Source organism: Cyclobacteriaceae bacterium (genome assembly GCA_030584025.1).
GTDB lineage: Bacteria > Bacteroidota > Bacteroidia > Cytophagales > Cyclobacteriaceae > UBA2336.
Genome location: CP129487.1, coordinates 1603111 through 1621804 on the forward strand (window position 1 = coordinate 1603111; position 18694 = coordinate 1621804).

Below are 18694 nucleotides of genomic sequence, written 5' to 3' on the forward strand. Positions count from 1 at the left end.
TTCGGACCTGCCAGGTCTCGCATCATCCTATTCACCCTCACACAAACTTTTCCCTGAACTGAAGGTTGAACATGCCATAGAGAAGAGAAAGTACACTCAGGGTTATGAGATACATTCTATTCTTGAAAATAACAGTATTCCAGATAAACTCACTCATGCCGCGCGGCTCGGAGAATGGATTGAGGAAGATGTTGTAAGCACTGTATTCCAACGGCTCTGCAAAAACAAAAAATATGAAAGAAACAATCACGAGTACAATTGCTGTACCGTTGCCGTTCTTGATTAGTGTAGACAACATAAATGCCAACGAAGACAGAAATGTAATGGGGAAAAGTACCTGCCCAATCATTGGAAGGATATTGAATCGATACAGGGTGAGGTTGGCCAGGTTGCCCAGAATCATTAAAATTACTGCCGCGACTACGATCGTTAGTACGAAACGCACCAGCCAGATTTTGTACCGGTAGTTTGGAATACCAAAAATTGTTTCCAGCATCTTGGCATCATCGTCATTTTGAATACCGTACGCCATGGGGTAGAAGATGAGCAGCAATCCCGGGAAAACCAGGAAGCCATAGATTAAGGCTTCGCTGATGTCGTCATCACCCTCCAGGATACTAATCGTGATGATGAAGGCAAAGAACAAAAAGGCTGCTACTACAAAGTAGACAAACTTGTTCCCAAAAATTACTTTGATGTTGTAGGTCGCCAACTTATACAACAGCAGCAGGTAGCTCTTCATATTTTGTTTTGGATTTACTCTTCATCAACCATAAATAGGCATCCTCCAGATTGGCGCGTACTGAAATGGCATCGAATCGGGGTCGCTCTTCAGATAAACACTTTACACGTATACGGTCACCCTCGCGCATGTGGTGCACAATCAGGTAGTTTTCTTTTTCTGCCTCAAACTCATTAGGCGTTAAATGGAACTCCCATACTTTCTCATGGGCCAGTTCAGCCATGGTGGTCGGACTACCGATATATTCGATATTTCCGGTGATAAGAACCGCCAACTTGTTACAGCTGCTGGCAATATCTTCAATGATGTGTGTGGAGAACACTACGATCCGTTCACGACTAAGCTCTACCAGCAGGTTACGAAATCGAATACGCTCCAGCGGATCAAGGCCTGCAGTGGGTTCATCTACTACTAATATCTTTGGTAGGTGAAGTAAAATCTGCGCAATACCGATTCGTTGTTTCATGCCTCCGGAGAAAGAGCCGATCTTCTTATGCTGATGCTCATCCATGTGAACGGCTTTCAATACGTATTGCACCCTGGCTTTTCTTTCTGCGGCATTGGAAATTTTTCGCAAGATGGCCTGGTAATCCAGAAACTCATATGGTGTCATGTTTTCATACGTGCCAAAGGCCTGGGGAAGGTAGCCGATGAGTCCTTGCAGTTCTTCTCTTCGCAAGGTGGTATCATGGCCATTGATCCAAATCTTACCGTAGCTCTGATCCAAAATGCCACAGAGTATACGCATGAGTGTAGTCTTGCCCGCACCATTGGGTCCTAATAATCCGAACATGCCTTGCTCAATCGTTAAACTTGCTCCTTTGAGTGCTTTGAATTCAACTTTCCTGGGTTTGACATACGGAATCGAGTGTAGTAGTGTATAATACAATCTTCGAATTTTCTTAAACCGTCCGTTGATCTCATGAATATCTACAGGATTTTCCTTCAGTCGTTTTGAGACCCATACGAGGAAAAGTCCGACAAACCACAAGAAGATGAGTATAACCCCAAAGGCTTTGATCTGAACATCGCTATACAGATAGATTGCACTAAGCACCGGAAATCCCCAGTAAAGCAATGCGTTGGTGCCCTTTATCAGTTTTTGATAAGCAGGTAGCAGATGCTTAACGGTGTTGAAGATTGACAGCAACAGCGCGTGCAACGCAATCATAAAGACCAATTGCCAGAACGCTTTATCTAAATGAAAGTAAATAAAATAGATCAGAAAGCTGATCAAGGCGCTCTGCCAGATCAGGTCTTGCAATACCTTGCTTATCGTAACCGGTTCTTCACCTCGCGCATCAAAGAGACTTTTATTTCCTTTCCACTCCCTGATCCAGCGCTTGTCTCTTCCATAGACTTTAGTGAGGTTTTGGATTTCAATGTGCATGGCTTCACCTGGCGCCACCATTTTAGCATTGGCCTGCCGTAAGGATGACATGATGAAGTGTGTTCCTCCAGGGATTAAAATAATAGCACCAATGTAGGCCATCATTTGCCAGATCAGCCCGTCTATTTGCAAGCTTATAAATACTCCGGCAACAATCATGAGCACAATCTGTGTGGCCTTAATACCGGGTTTTAAATTCCTGAACCAGTCCAGCACACTTTCCAATCCTGCACTCATGGTAGGGATATAGAACAGCGTCAATATAGTCGCGAAGGCAAGTCCACCCATCACGGTAACTGCAAATGGTTGGCCGATGCTGATCACATATTCTGCTTCGCCAAGGGCTAATGGAAGCATCGCAATAATGGTTGTGATGGAAGTGATGAGAATGGGTCGCAACCGTGAAATACCGCTCATGATCAGTGCACGGTATTTTGTGTACCCTTCTCTTCTGAGAATGCGTGAATAATCAATGAGTATGATCCCGTTGTTCACCACCACGCCAAGCAAGATCAAAAAACCGATTAATGTGTTTGTACTCAGCATGGAGTTACCGGTGAGTGTTAAGCCCAGAAGTGCTCCGGTACCAGCCAACGGAATTGAAAACATGATCACAATTGGTAGGTATACTGACTCGAACACGGCCGCAAGAATCATGAAGATGATCACGATGGCCACAAAAATGAAAAAGATAAAATCATCGTACAAACCTTCATCATGAATAACATCCACCACAATACCTGACGGAATGTTAACACCTGCTACAATTTGATCGATCTCCAGGCGGGAAGCTTCTTGTAGTGAATTTGATTTTAAAACTTCGTCAATAAAACTATAGGTAATTTGAATGCGCTTTTCCTGATTCGTTCGGGTGATGGTACTTTCTCCAGATGAATAGAGCGCTGTACCAATATCGGAAAACGCGTATACCGCACCTGTTGTACTGCGGACTTTCATCTCGCGCAAATCACGCATTTCCTTTGCCTTGGTATCCACCTGATTTTGGGTGCGGATGGTAATTTCATATTCTTCACCACCACTGATAAAGTTAGAGCCTGAGGTAAACGAAGGCTGAAAATCGTTTAAAGCAGTGGCTATATTTTGCAGTGTAATGTGATTCTCACTCATTCGTTTCTGGTCGAATGCCATGTGCGCTTCGGGGCGCTCCGGACTAAGGTTTACCGAACTTTGCGAAACGGATTGCAGACTGCTCACCATGGTATTGATGTCCTGCGCGATTGTTTTCATCAACTCAAAGTCTTGTCCTTTGATGACAATACGCTCCGAGGCCGTGCCAATGCCCAGCATCCGTTGAAAATCATCCTGCGCAGAATTTCCTGCACTACTTTGTTGGGTATTTTGGCTCGGTGGCTGATCCAGTGAGATGTTCACATCATCGAAAAGCTTTGAAAAACCTGAAAGCCTGCTTCGGACATCCGCTACCGAAATGGTATCAAGATATTTAAATCCTTCCACCAGTTTGACTGTGATCACTCCTTCGTTTTCAGAAACCTGACTGATCACCTTGTCAACTACCGGTATCTCCATTACCTTTTCTTCAATCTTTTTGATTTTAGAATCGGTAGTTTCAAGTGTGCTGCCCTGTGGCATGGTGACAAACAGATTCATGTCCGGAGTTTCAACTTCACTCGGGCCCGACATGCTGACCAGGAGACTGAGTCCGATGGTGACAAAGAATAAAACCAGTCCTCCGATAACCGTAAACATGGGCCTTCTGAAACACGACTTCAAGAACACCACATAAATTTGAATCATTCGTTGACGAATTGATGCATTCTTGATCAGCGGATCTCCTTCCTGATCTTTTTTTCGAATGGCAGAATCAGCCAACATCGGAATCAGCACCAAAGCTACCACCAATGAAACCAGCAGCGTTGATATGATGGATACTCCAATATGCGTACCAATAAGCGTGATGAGAAAATTTGTAGAAAAGATAAAAGGTAGAAAAACTGTCACTGTCGTGAGCGTTGCTGCTATAATTGAGCGCATCACTTCATTGGTTCCTTTCACTACGGCTTGCTCGCGATCTTCTTTGTTTATAACGTGACGATAAATATTTTCAATCACAACCACACTGTTGTCCATCAGCATGCCGATGGCTAAGGCCATTCCAATGAGTGTAAGGCTATTGATGGAAATGTTGTACGCATAGAAGAAATTGAACGCAGTAAAAACAGATATCGGAATGGCAAGCGCTATGCTCAAAATGAATTTTAACCTGCGGAGAAACACCCAGAGTACAAAAATCGCCAGGAGCCCTCCCGTTACGGCCAGGTTTTGGATTTGATCAATATTTCTGGACATCATCTCCGCCTGATTATTCTCAACGATGATCTGTACATCCATCGGCTCGAGATCTTTATTGATCGCCTCGATAGCTTCAAGTGTCCTTTCTGATAGTGCAATCAGGTTGGCTTGTGGGTCTTTCGATATCCGAAGCGAAACGGCATCTTTACCGTTGACACGGCTTAATGATGTTTGTTCCTTAACACCAAAGTGTACGTCTGCCACATCACTTAAAAGCAATGGCCCCTTCTCTAAAATCACCAGGTTTTGAATGTTCTTGATGTCTTTCAGCTCCGCAGTTACATTAACAAAAACTTTCTGTCCATCCATTTCTACTTGTCCTGCAAAAGCACTTTTGTTGGAGTTACGGGAAAGGGCATTGCTGATGGTATTGGGCGTAATTCCGTTTGCTTCACAGATGGCAGCATGCATGATGATCTCCACCGTCTTCTGCCGACCGCCAAAAACTTCTACTCCGCCAACACCATCTACATCGCTTAGCCGATCCTTTATGTATTGGTCGGCAATGTTTCTTATGCGATCTACACCACCGCTACCAAGAACCTGCAAATCCATAAACCCATTCAAAAACTCCTCTGTGTCAACTTTAATGATGTTCACAAGAAATTCAGGCATGAGGCTCGACTTGATGGCGCCCACTTTCTGCTCAAGCTTGAGGTAAGCATATTTGATGTTTACGCCCTGTTGAAACGAGATGAATATCATTCCCTGTTGACTATCGGCATTCGCGGTAATTTCTGCAACACCTTCCAGGGTACTGATCGCACTTTCCAGCGGCACGATGGCCTGGCGCTCCATATATTTTGGGTCAACATCGGATACTGACTGTACATGCACGATCAGCACCGGCAACTCAACATTGGGGAACAGTTCAACAGAAAGTTTGGTATAGGAGATATAGCCCATCACGGTGAAGCCGATGAACAACATCGAAACGAAGACTTTTCTTCGGATGATTGTTTGTAGCAGACTGTTATTACCCATGCGAAACTTTAATTTTCACTTCCTTCTTACGACTGATCCAACTGACAATGTTTTCAATGCTTTCGTAATAGCAAGGAATGATAATGAGTGTCAAGAGCGTTGACGTCACCATTCCACCAATCACGGCAATAGCGATTGGAGACCGTAGTGCTGCGCTCTCTCCGAATCCCAACGTTAACGGGAGAAGACCCAGGATTGTCGATAGGGTAGTCATCATAATTGGTCTGAGCCTTCGCTCGGCTGCGTCCAGAATGGCTTCGCGCAGGGACATGCCGCTCTCTTTGTTCTGATTGATGCAATCCACAATCATAATGGAGTTGTTAACCGCAATACCACCCAACAGAATAATTCCGATGTACCCCATCATGTTCAGGGGCATTCCGAGAATGAAGAAGGCGAGGATTGCACCAACAACTGCAAAGGGGATTGTTAGCAAAATGGTGAAAGGATGCAGCAGCGATTCGAATTGCGAGGCAAGAACCATATACACTAATATAATAGAGAGGATAAGCGCAAACGTGAGGTTCTCTACCGATTCCTGGCGTCTGATCTCTTGCCCGGCTACTTTTATCTTGTATTGTGGCGGCACCGAAAGCTTCGAAAGCGAATGCTGAATCGACTTCACTACCTTATCGTAAGGTTCTTCCGGATTTACACGCGCCCCAACAGAGACCGTCCTCGTTTGATTTCTCCGGTGAATGGAGTTGCTCGCATATTCCACGTTCACACTGGCGATCTCACTCAATGGAAACTCGCGCTGACCACTCTTTATCTTTATGTTTCCTAATCCTGCCAATGAGACTTCAGGTACTTTTATTTTGATGTCCTGCATTTCACCACCGCGCTCAATCGTACCGGCATTCTTGCCCTCCAACTGATCTTTGATCTGAACGATGACATCATCGATCGATAAATTGAGTATTCCGGCCCTGTATTTATCAACGTCTACATGAATTTGCGGTACACCTTCTTCGAGGTTTGACACAGGATCGTAAACATGTTCATGGGCTGCCATCACGAGCAGGATTGAATCGGAGAGAGGCTTTAGTTTTCCGAAATCTGTACCGCTTACTTCCACAACAAGAGGCATTTCATCCTCACCCATTACGGAATACAGTGCGCTTTCATCGTTGGAAAATCTCGCTTCAATTCCCGGCAGTGCTTCAAAATAAGCCGACAACTTTGAAGTCACGGGCGCTATGTCCAATTCAATATCCTCCCGGAAAATGAGTTTAACCGTGGCTTTATTTTCATTGTAAACATTTTCGTTCGTAATACCCGACTGACTTTGCTGTGGGCCGATGTGTGAATAAATTTTATCAAGCTGTCCTTCAAACAACTGTTGCAGCTGACTTTCAACTTGGTGGATCGTAGATGAAGTCCTTGAGAGGGGAGTACCATTTGGCAGCGTAACGTCCACTGAAATGGCCCGTGTATCGGACTGAGGCATATATTCGCTACCTATGTAGGGAAGCAGAAGGGCTGCTGCCACAATCATGACGAATGATGCAGTTATCCAGGCACCCTTGTAGTTCAACACTTTTTCCAAAACTGACCGATACCTTTTAAATCGGATATGTTTTTCATCAGAGAATACTTTTCTCTCTTTCGCAAACACTTTGTCTTTGCGGAAAAACTGAGCAAAGAGCATGGGTATTACGAGGATGGCCACAAACAGCGATGCGATTTGAGAGAATGCAACGGTCCACGCCTGATCTTTGAAAAGTTCTCCAGACGGGCCTTGCAGGTAAACGATTGGCAGAAACACAACAATACAGGTTAGCGTAGAGGCGGTGATCGCTCCACTTACCTCGCTCGTGCCTTCAATCGCTGCATCAATAACGCTTAATCCTTCTTCGCGTTTCCGGAAAATATTTTCTACCACTACGATAGCAATATCTACCAACATTCCGGCACTCAATGCCAATCCACCCAACGTCATCACATTTAACGTGAGGCCATTGAAGTACATCAGGTTGAAGGTGGCAATGATGGAGATCGGGATAACAATACTGATAATGAGTGTAGAACCAATTCTTCGGAGAAAAAGAAACAAAACGATTACCGCGAAAAAAGCCCCGTAGAGACCAGATTCCTTCACCTCATCAATGGCACCTTGAATAAATCTTCCCTGGTTTTGAATGATTACAAATTCGTAACCGGGAACAGTTTTCTTCAACTGCTCCAGGGAGGTCATCAATTCGTTTACCGCGTTTACCGTGTTGTAGTTCGTCTCTTTATAAATCGACAGTCCGATACTGCGTTTCTGATTGACGCGCACAATACTGGTTGCTTCTTTATCCAGAATTTTAATGGTAGCGACTTCGCGAAGGAGAACCGGCACCTGATCAGATAAAGACACGTTGGTACTGGTGGGTGTTGTCGTTGTTGCAGGTGTTGATGGAAGTGTTTCAGCATTGGCTGTCGTATTCTGACGACTCGTGTAGCCCACTACCAGGTCTCCAAGGTCTTCCGGCTTTTCAATAATGCCCAACCCCTTAATCACATACTTCCGTCCAAGCTCTTCGATAAAGCCACCGGATACACTTCGGTTATAGTTTTGAATTTTTGCAACCAGGTCATTAACGGTTAAACCAACCGAGGCCAACACAGCAGGATCCGTTTCCAATACAACCTCCTTATCCTGCTCACCGGAGAGGCGTACTTCTGCAATTCCTGGAAGTTTGATAAACTCGTTTCTAAAATTGTTCTCTGCCACCCGCCTCAATGCGTCCGTGTCATTCGAAGCCGGATTAAAGATTCCTATTATCATAATAGGGGCTGCGTTGGGATCAAATTGCGAGATGACAAATTCATCGATCTCATCGTTCAATGAAAATGAAGAGAGTGATTTTTGAAGATCTAGAAAGGCTTCATCCATATCCTTGCTCCAATCATACTGCACGGTAACGCGGCCATAACCCGTTTGGCTAATGGAGCTTACTTCAACTGCTCCACTTTGCCTGATTGCGATGGATTCGATCGATTCAATGAATTGCTTTTCAACTTCAGATGGAGGCTTAATCCCCACCTTGAGTTCAACAAACAACGTAGGATTTTTCAGATCAGGTACTAACTCAATGCCGAGTTTTCCAAACGATATAAACCCCAACAAAAGAACAGCCAATACCATCATCAGGATCGACACGGGGTAGGAGACGGCCAGGTAGACTATCTTTTTCACTAGGCGGTTATTTAAATATTATTACTGAATGATACTTACCTTCGATTTGTTTCTCAGGGTTTCAAAACCTGAGACGACAAGCCTGTCATTGACTTTTAATCCGCTCACCACTTCTATTACATCTGCGTTTTCCAAACCGGTGGTGATCTTCTTTTCGGTAGCAATACCATTCTCAACTGTAAAAACTACTTTTCCATCCTGTCTCGAAATAATCGTTTCTTTCGGGATAACGATTGTGTCGTCACGCTTTTCAGAAAGGATAAAGGCTTTGATAAACATTCCGGGACGCAGTAACCGTTTTTCATTATCAATTTGAAGAATGCTTTGAAAGGTTCTGGTATCTGCGTTAATAGCAGGGGAGATCTGACTTATCTTTCCGTAAATAGTATCCCGAGCGACCGTATAGTTTGATATCTGGACCGTTTGATTCATCATTACTTCAGGTAAATACTTTTCCGGAAGTTTCACATCCATCAGCAGTTTGTCGTATTGCATTACTTTTAGCAATGTTTGCCCCTGGTCAATTTTTACACCATCCGTGTGATACGGTAATTCGACAATCACGCCATCAAATGGAGCCTTCACCGACATCTTGGCCATTTGAATTTCTGCATTCTCATATGCATACTTGGCATTAACATATTGTATCGCAGCGTTTTTTAATTCGGTTTGCGTTACTCCGCCCTTGTCATACAAAGACTGTTGCTTTTTAAGGTTGTTATCAGCCAGTTCCAGGTTTAGTTTTTTACCTTCAATCTGGAGGTTGTTTTCAAATTCCTTGTCTTCAAGTCTGATCAAGGTCTGTCCGGCCTTGACTGCGTCACCCAAGGCAAAAGGTCTTCCCGTGGCCGGATTACGCTGAAGTTTGTAAATGCCACCGAGTTCCGATTTCATCGCACCTTCTTTAAAGGAGTATACCGTTCCTGTCGTTTCAATGAAACGCGAGATGCTCTGTGGCTTGATACTGATTACAGAAACAGGAATTTTTATTTCTGTTTTAATATTTGAATCATCGGAGTTGCAGGAAGAAATGATAATCAATACCAGCAGGGGAAGAATTCCGTTTATAAGCTTTTTCATTGTGTATAGCATTAGTTCAATGGGATAATTAGTTGTTTGGAACGATCAGTGGCTCTTGCGTTTCGAAATTGTACAATGACTGAATCTTGAGATTCAGCAATTCAATTTTATAATTAATCAGTGCATCTGCGAGTGCGCTCTTTTTTTCGGAGAGCTGGCTTTGAAACCTGTTGAGATCAATGCTAGTAAGATCTCCGTTCTTGTATCGCTCTAAATTGAGGTCGTATGTTAATGTTGCGTTCTTAACATTTTGCTCCGCGATCAGTATTTGGTTTTCCAGATTTTGAAGATTCCGGTAAATTTTTCGGATGTTGATGGTGATATCATTCTTCTCTACTTCCAGGTCAACTTTTCGTATTTCAAGCGTAGAATTGGCCACATCCATTCGTGCCCTGTTCTCGCCCCAATCGAATATGGGAATGTTAAAAGAAATAGCCACACGTGGATTTACCGTTGGCGTTTCATATACACTAGGTGCACGTTCATTGTCACCAAAAATACCCAACGACAAGCCAATGGAACCTTTAAATTCATTTAATGCTTTTGTTCGGATCAACTCAAACTTGGATCGTTCGATGTCAATAGCACGTTGCCTGAGTTCCATTCTGTTCTCCAGTGCATAGGTTAGTGCCTGATTGAGGTCGACTTTCCTCGTTACAAAGTTAATGTCTACTTCAACGGTAATTTGTTCAGTCAGGTCAAGACCGAGCAAAAGCTTGAAATCATCTGCTGCGTTATCCATTAGCACCTGGTTATTTTCCAATGTCGATTTCGATGTAGCCAGGTTTAACTCGGCCTGATACAGTTCTTCCTGTGCCAGTAAGTCTGCATCAACCTTGTTCTTGGTGATCTCGTAACTTATTTTTTGATTTTCGTATTCATCCCTGGCGATCTGAAGGTTGTTTTGCTGCTGGTAAAAATTGTAAAATGACCGGGTAACGCTTTGTTCAAGGCTTAACAATTCCAATGCGTTGCTGAGCGTAGCGTTTTCCAGGTTTAACTCCAACTCTTTTAACTGCATCTTCGTTCTGTTGTACGTAAAAATGGGTTGGTCAAGTTGAAGGTAAAGGTTGTTGCTAAAGGTCTTGGTTCTGACATCCTGGAATTCCGAATAGTTATCACGATAGCCAAATCGGTTGATCAACGAGATGGTACCGTTTGTAGCTACTATGGGTTGGCTTACAGAGAAATTGGCAAAGGAGTTATAGTCTTCATTGGTGTTCCAAAGTGAAAACAGGTCATTGAAACCTCGGTTCCGGTTATAATCGAATGGCGTAACATCTAACGCAAATCTTGATTTCAATGCCGCACGTTGGGCATCCAGACTTCGTTGGTTTCCGTATAGATTTAACTTCGATTTCTTAATGTTGCGGCTGCTGAGTTGAGCAATTTCAATAGCCTCACTCAAGGTTAGCGTTCGCTGAGCTTGTGCATCTTCCCAACTCAGCACGCAGCAGATAATCAGGAGCACTAGCGCCACGCGCACAGCGCCCATAGTGGGCACATGTTTTATTTTCATTGTTTTTCTAAAACTCATGGAGATTAAGTTTGAAGTGTGTCGTTACGGATTGATTCATTTTATATCGCTTACTACTTACTACTTACTACTTACTACTTACTGCTTACTACTTACTACTTACTACTTATTAATTTACTGCTTCACCCATTTAACGGCATCTGCATACACGGTCCAGAGGTCGCATTCATCTGTTAACGAAACACTTCCTCCGGTTTTGTTGAAATAGTACGAGCCCAGGTAGTTCCATCCCGGTTCTGCATTGGTGATGTTGTACTTGATGTTATCGGTACCATCACTGTTATGAATGACGTAGTGATAATCGAATTGCCTGCCTTCACTGTCACGCCCTACCCATGTATTCTGATTTTTTCCTCGCATATAAACATAAATGTCATAGAAGCCTTCCTCCTTGAGCGCAGGAGTCCAGGTCGCGATTTTCTCACCATTTCCAGATCGGGTGAAATGCGCTGAGCGGATAACCCTGCCATAAAAATCGGAACCTGTTGTCGCCTGCCAAAGGGCGTAGGAGCTATCCCATTCTCCAAAATACTTTTGCTCAACATCTTTTCTGCTATCAATAAAGGCCCTCAGTATTGTTGGCTTGATGGGGCTGAAGCTGCTGAATTCAGGATCTTCATTGTCGATGATGACCTCGTAATGAGTCGAATCTTTTTCACGTTCTACGATCCGTTCTCCATCAAAGAGAAGGCCGCCTTCACGCTTTGACAATGTTCCCATGGCCATGTTGATCACCGAAGGTATATTTCTGGAAATGATGGTATTGATTGTAATGGTATTTGGCTTTTCATCCATCACAAATCCCAGAAGCCTAGTCTCTCCTTGTTTAATCACCGACAATTTGCCCGGAACCTCTTCTTCCACTTCTTCATTTACCTTGGCGTAGTAATCTTCATCATTGTCCTCTTTGCTATTGAATTTGATTTCGAGCACGCCATCACTGTTGCCGGAGTTTTTCACCTGAATCAGTACCTGGTAACGCTTTCGGTCACCATCCATAACTTCGTATTTTTGAACGTCTTCAATTTCGAAAGCGGGCTGCGAAGTTTCCGAATACACCTTGCGGATGATCGGGTCAATATCAATATTGAAGTGGGAAAGCATCGCTTTCCTGAAGTCTTCGTACCGGCTAAGCTGGTGCTGATGCGTATTCACCCATTCATACAGGAAAGACTTGAAATTGTTTTCACCTATTGTCTGACCGAGGTAGGAGAAGAGGTATTGACTTTTTAAGGTTACCGATTTGTTGATTTTACTGAACTCAGCTTCCGTGAGGATTTTTGTCATGGAAGAAGTGCGCATGAGATCATTACATTCTTCCGTGAACGAGATTCCATTTATGTTTCTTGAATAGTCATTCTGTATTTGCTTATCATTCCTCAGGTAGGTGGCCATACTCCGGTTTAGCAACGACCAGTCCTGACTGACAATTCCTGAATTAAAATCATAATAATTTGGAAAAAGGGAGTAGTCTGGATTGTCGGCATCATTGCCATCAAACACCCATCTTTCGCCAATCTGCTTCGTAAATACTTTCCTGATCAGGTCATTAAAAATGTTGGCTTGTTTCTGTTTATCCGTCAGCACCTGATTTGTTTTAGCAGCCTGGGTATTCATGTCTTTCAGTTGTCGCCTGAAATCAAACTGCCTTATTTCGCCACCTTCCTCCGGCCAAAAAACAGTCTCGGGTTGTAAAAATGCCTGGTGACTTTCATCGATTTTATTGTAGGCTGTAAACGGAAGGGGTACTTCAACAAATTGCATCCTTTTAAAAGGATAGGAGATTTTTTGAGCATGCTCATATTCGTTGACAACATCGGTGATCAGGTAGCTGAGTGTATCACCAAGGTGGTTAAGCTGTTTCAGGAAGAAATCGTTTTTGGGATAATGAAATACCGAATAGATAACGCTATCTACGGTTATCTCTTTTTCCTGATATGTTCCGATTACAAGTGAAATGTGTGGCAGCGGATATTCTGGTTTGAATTGGTAGGTGTCGCCTTTGATGACTACTTCGCCTTGTGAAATTGGTGTTTGGCCTGCGGGCGCTTTCACGTTTAATTCGAAATCAGTGAAGGATTGCCTTTTCTTCGAAGCAGATATGCGGTTATAACCCACTTCTGTATCCGGATACCACATTACGTCTTTGGTAAGTAATACATAATCATCTTCAAGAAAGGCATACTTTTTTGGCAACGAGAACATGAGAAAATTATTGGCCGTTTCATACCGCTTCTGGTCAACATCAAGGTGCGCGGCTGATTCAACTACTGCACCGTGATAGTTTATCCGTACGTTTACTTCCTGACCCGGCTCAACCCGGATGCCTTGGTTCAGAAAAATAATTTGCAGGTCTCTGTTAAATGCTATGGGTTTATCGTTCAGCAAGATGGCCTCAACCATCAGCCCGGGATTCAAGGTAAAGTAGATGGTATCGAGCAACGCATGCGTGTTGTTTTTTACCAGCATATCTGAGGTACTCATAATCTCCTTGCCCGCCCACTCCAGCTTGATAGCATGCTTAACGATTTCAACATTGGATACATTCGTCCATCGGCCATTAGCGGCTATCATCTCTTGCCGTGTGGCGATGGGTTCTTGCCGCATGCTCCAAAGATTGATCATTATAAAAGAGGAGAGAAAAAGCAGCGCTACACCGGTTAAGACCGTAGCCTTGTGGGCCGCCTTATGGCCAGCCAACCGATCCAGGAGAAATGCGGTGATGAATAGAAACGTGATGCCTGTAACCAAATAAAATGCTCGTTGCCACAGTGCGAATTCTATATCAATGAAACCGGTCATTTCGGAAGCGAGCATGGAAAGCCGAAACGAAGTAAAATCCAGAATGTTGGAGAACTTATCGAAGTAGTAAATTAATTGAACACCCGATAAACCAATGAGCAAGACGATAGAGACGGGTTGATTCCGGATGATCGTGACCAGAAGGAAGGCCATTCCCATTGTAAACACAATGCTTGGAAGACTGGTGAGCAATGGATAGAGGATGAAGGCCATCGGGTTGATGGTAGCGAACGGGTTGGTTAACCCCACAACCAATGGAATGACGAGCAGAACGAAGTTTAAAAGGAAAAAAAGTTTAAACAGCGCCAGCGCTTTTCCGATGACGTAATCCAGGTTGGAAATTGGCCGAACAAAGAAGACTTCATTCGTATCCAGCTTTTTATCTTTCTTAATCAAGCCGGTAGCCAAAAATATAACGGCAGCGGCTTGCGGTATGCTGATCAGGAGCAGGCTCGCGTAGGGGAGGATCCAGCCGTTGGAAATGTCGCCCCACTCGGGTGTACTGATCTCAGAAAACATAGCCAGGTTAAAAATGGTAACGAAGCCAATACCTGCCAGGGCAATAATCCGGAAAAACCAATTCCGCCAAAGTACCTTCGACTCGTATGATGAGATGGTTAATATGTTTTTAATCGACATCATACCAGCGATACACCAAATTCATTCTCCATAAAATATACATACGCATGCTCCAGGTTTGGATTAGCCACGATGGCTGCCGGATGCGGCTGATGGTTGGCAATCACTTGCACTTCCCATTTTCCTTCGGTCGGGATGGTGGATACCACCGGATACTTTGCTTTTATAATGTCAAACTCATCATCTGCCAACAGAATCTGCCACACATGGCCACGCACCTGATCGATCATCCCTTCAGGAGAACCTTTGAACGCCACCTCACCTTTGTTAAGCATCGCCATGTTATGGCAGGTACTGCTGATGTCTCCTACGATATGGGTTGAGAGTATAATCGTAACATCTTTTTGACTCAGATCGGAGAGAATGTTTCTGAAGCGAATACGTTCCTCCGGATCAAGGCCGGTGGTGGGCTCATCAATCACCAACAACCGCGGTTCGCCAATAAGCGCCTGGGCAATTCCCAATCTTCGCTTCATCCCACCCGAAAGTTTATTGGCCATCCGATCGCGAACATCCAGCAATCCTACCTGGTCCAGTAGTTTATCAACTTTGGCTAACCGTTCTCTTCTTTTTAATGATGTGGCCAGTTGCGCTGCGTAATCCAAAAACTCCCACGTCTTTAGTTTTGAAAAAAATGTGAAGTCTTGAGGCAGGTACCCGATCAACTTCCGGATTTCATTCCGGTGCGTATTGATGTCCATGCCATCCATTAAAATTGTTCCGGAAGTTGCTTTTTGCACCGTAACCAGTATGCGCATGAAGCTCGACTTTCCGGCACCGTTTGGTCCAAGCAATCCAAACATGCCGCTTCCTATCTGCAGATTAATGTTTTTAATGGCCGCATGTCCGTTGGGGTAAATTTTGGAAAGTCCAGATATCTCAATATTCATGGAGTAGTGCGTTCATGGTTATGCTCGGCTTTAAAAGTATTTAAAAGTACTTTTAAATACAAAGTAGATTCGAAATTTTTGTTTCTATCTGAAGGCAGGGCTTCCCCTTGAGAATGGTATGGATGATTGAAAGCTTGCATAATAGACTACTTTAAAGAGGAGAAGATTTATCTGATGTTTTGTTACACAGCCCTGTGACCTTTAGTACTAATACATGAGCAATCGGCTGCTTTTATCTTTCTTTACTTGAATCTCTTCGACATTGCTCAGATTCAAAGAAGCACTGTTTTTCATGGAACCTTGCAAGATGCCGACAGGGGAGAGGATGTTTACTCGTGAACGTTCAATCTGTGCCGACAACGTGTCCAACGTGGTGCCTGATACTTCTAAATAGGATTGATCCAGGTTAACATCCATTTTTATTAGTTGGCTATCCGTTATCCAGATGCTTCCCGACTTTTGTGAAAGGTGTAACAGATCTTGTTTCAACCCATTCACAATAGCTGTACCCGTTTGTATGGTAATTCCGTTTAGATGAGTTTTAGGTACAAAAACAGAGATTTTGACTTTTGTGTCTTCCGCGTGAAAATCCGATAGCGTAAGCGTATCACCAGAAACTGAAAACTTTAATTTTGTCAGCCAGTCGCCAGAAAAGCTGCGCACCTCTAATCGCGGGAGATCCGAGACGATGACGTGTACAGTTTTATCCACGTCCTTGATATTAAGATACGAAATGGCTGCGAGATCTACCGTCTCCGCTATGCTGTTCGTGTCATTGATAACGTTGGGTATGCCATTCAGCCTCAACTCAGCAAATGCTGCAGTCAGGTAAAGAAAGATGAATCCTAAAAATCCGATAAGTATTTTATTGCTGAGCTTCATAGTAGTTCCATTCAAGATTCAAGATGTTTTTTTAACTCATCGGCACTAATGCCGAGCAGGGCTGCCTGCCTGAGAAATTCGGGTAAGACTTTATTGAAGAATTCCTGCTTCTTGTCTTTGAGGATAATGCTTTTCGCTTCGGGATTTACGAAGTACCCGATACCTCGCTGATTTTCTATAATGTTCATGGCCTGCAGTTCACTATACGTACGCATAACGGTATTCGGATTCACACCCATCTCAGCAGCCAGTTCCCTCACAGAAGGTATCTTTTCGCCAGCGGGAAACTCACCGCTCACTACCTTCTCGGTAATGGTATCTGCTATTTGCAGAAAAATACTTTTGCCTTCCTGAAATTGCATACTACACCTCCCGCTCTTTTAATTTTCGGAATGCCACAAAGAGCATCACGGCTGTGCCTGCAAAAAGCGCAACGGTTACTGCCTTCAACGCATTATCCTCTTCCAATGGAACCAACCACATGTGTTCGGGAGGATTATATTTTCCTACTCCCAGGTGCTCAATAACAATGTAGCTATACCCGACAAAGAACATGACGATTACCGCCACCGCAAAAAGTGATTTAACCAGGGGTTGTTTGGTGAACATGGCGGCACCGGTGAACGCTAATGAAAGGGCAAACAATACGGCACCCGTTACGAGTGAATAAATCAACAACTGGTATTCAGGTGGTACATCATCAATCAGAACCAGGTTCTGTATACCGATGGGGCTGAAAATCTCCTCCGTGAATATGGAAAAGAAGTATCCCTGCACATGGAAGGTTAACCAAAACAACAATGGCAACGATAACAGGATTATACCGATCCGGCTCACAAACTCAAAGATAAATTTCTCCAATACCGATGCAGGTATCATCAGGTAATGGATGGTACTCTCTTTCGACCGGAATGCCGGAAAGGCGTGACCGACATAGAGAATGCCAAACACCGTGACAAACCCGATCAGGAAACCCTGAAAGTTTTCTAAACCATGAGGCTTAAGATCAATGCCAATCTGCGTAAGCGACAAGACAATGAAAATGACACCCACATAAGCGCCTGTCGACAGCAACAGCAACTGTGCGTTGTGAATGAAATGCTGCTTGAAGAGCAACAAGAAACGTTTCCGACTGAATATATTATTTGACATATTCTCTCATTTTTTCGGTTCCATGGGAAATCGCATTGAACAATAATTCAATGTCAACGGAAGAACTTCCGTCTGTTTGTGATGTAATCACTTTGTAACCACCGGGCACCATCTCGCGGTACAGAATATGCTCACCTTCAGGTGATGACGTGGTGGCGAAATGCAGTTTTGACGCGATCTCATAGATGTTTTTCTGCATGATGAATTTTCCCTGCTCGAGCATGAGTACCCTGTCGATCAGGTTTTCCACATCGCGAACCTGGTGCGTGGATATGATCACCAGCTGATCCGAATCCAACGAGCCCGCCATCACTCTTCTGAAAATTGACTTGGAAGGTATATCCAATCCGTTGGTCGGTTCATCTAAAACCAGTAGCCGGCATTTGGTAGATAGCGCAAACGAGATGAGGAATTTCTTTTTCTGACCGTAGGAAAGTTCATTCAGGCGTTTGTTTTCGGGTAGTTCAAAGTCGGTGATTAAACGCTTGAGCAGTTCCTGATCAAAGCGTGGATAGAATCCGGAATTCGCCTTTACATATTGCCTGATGGTAACACTGGGATGATGAAATTCTTCGGGCAGGAAATACATATCCTGCAGCAGTGATGGCTCGCGTTCAGCTGGTTGCTGATCCATAATGCGCACCGTTCCCTCCGTTGGCCGCAGCAATCCAATCATCAGTTTCAGCAAAGTTGTTTTGCCGGCTCCGTTTTTACCCAACAGCCCCACAATGCTACCGGAAGTGAGTTCACAGTTCAGTTCGTGGAAGAGTGGCTGTATTTTTTTGGAGTACCTAAATCCTAAGTCGTTGATAATAACCATTATATCTGATTTACTGTATTACTTTACTAATACAGTGTAATAATGGAGGATTGTTTTCAATTTTCCAAATGGATGGGCATAGATTAATAACTTTTATTTATGAGGAGCCATGTTGGCAATGCATCCTTTCAGTCGACTGCCAGGCCATTAAGATTAACACATGAGCCCGGTTAAAATATTGAAGGAGGAGTAAGTAGTAGGAGCAACTAAGAATATAAATAATCAATGTTCTTGAAAAAGTAATTTAGGGGAGATGCAGAG

At 43.7% G+C, this 18694-nt stretch carries 11 protein-coding genes; all 11 read right to left on the reverse strand.

The annotated features are described in order from the left end of the window. Positions 1-37: 37 nt before the first annotated feature. The 11 genes from QY309_07505 to QY309_07555 all read right to left on the reverse strand — a co-directional run bounded on the left by QY309_07505 (position 38) and on the right by QY309_07555 (position 18433). Positions 38-742 (reverse strand): hypothetical protein, encoded by a 705-nt coding sequence (locus QY309_07505; GenBank protein ID WKZ61323.1) that lies wholly within the window; start codon positions 740-742, stop codon positions 38-40. Then, positions 714-5447, reverse strand: a complete 4734-nt coding sequence (locus QY309_07510) for an efflux RND transporter permease subunit (GenBank protein WKZ61324.1) — start codon at positions 5445-5447, stop codon at positions 714-716. Before QY309_07510 ends, QY309_07505 begins: the two co-directional genes overlap by 29 nt. Then, positions 5440-8631 (reverse strand): efflux RND transporter permease subunit, encoded by a 3192-nt coding sequence (locus QY309_07515; protein ID WKZ61325.1) that lies wholly within the window; start codon positions 8629-8631, stop codon positions 5440-5442. The genes QY309_07510 and QY309_07515 overlap by 8 nt, the downstream gene beginning before the upstream one ends. 21 nt (positions 8632-8652) lie before the next feature. Next, the gene (locus QY309_07520) at positions 8653-9711 is read right to left on the reverse strand and encodes an efflux RND transporter periplasmic adaptor subunit (protein ID WKZ61326.1); all 1059 of its coding nucleotides are present in this window, start codon (positions 9709-9711) and stop codon (positions 8653-8655) included. Positions 9712-9739: 28 nt separating this feature from the next. Next, on the reverse strand, positions 9740-11248 hold the full coding sequence (locus QY309_07525; protein ID WKZ61327.1) for a TolC family protein: 1509 nt from the start codon (positions 11246-11248) through the stop codon (positions 9740-9742). Between the two features lie 114 nt (positions 11249-11362). Then, the gene (locus QY309_07530) at positions 11363-14692 is read right to left on the reverse strand and encodes a hypothetical protein (protein ID WKZ61328.1); all 3330 of its coding nucleotides are present in this window, start codon (positions 14690-14692) and stop codon (positions 11363-11365) included. Further along, positions 14689-15579: an ABC transporter ATP-binding protein gene (locus QY309_07535; protein WKZ61329.1), complete on the reverse strand. Its 891-nt coding sequence runs from the start codon at positions 15577-15579 to the stop codon at positions 14689-14691. Before QY309_07535 ends, QY309_07530 begins: the two co-directional genes overlap by 4 nt. A gap of 207 nt (positions 15580-15786) precedes the next feature. Continuing rightward, positions 15787-16461, reverse strand: a complete 675-nt coding sequence (locus tag QY309_07540; protein ID WKZ61330.1) for a hypothetical protein — start codon at positions 16459-16461, stop codon at positions 15787-15789. A gap of 11 nt (positions 16462-16472) precedes the next feature. Next, the gene (locus tag QY309_07545; protein ID WKZ61331.1) at positions 16473-16823 is read right to left on the reverse strand and encodes a GntR family transcriptional regulator; all 351 of its coding nucleotides are present in this window, start codon (positions 16821-16823) and stop codon (positions 16473-16475) included. Position 16824: 1 nt separating this feature from the next. After that, positions 16825-17613 (reverse strand): hypothetical protein, encoded by a 789-nt coding sequence (locus tag QY309_07550; protein WKZ61332.1) that lies wholly within the window; start codon positions 17611-17613, stop codon positions 16825-16827. After that, entirely contained in the window at positions 17603-18433 is an 831-nt protein-coding gene (locus tag QY309_07555; GenBank protein WKZ61333.1) for an ABC transporter ATP-binding protein, read from the reverse strand. Before QY309_07555 ends, QY309_07550 begins: the two co-directional genes overlap by 11 nt. Positions 18434-18694 lie beyond the last annotated feature (261 nt).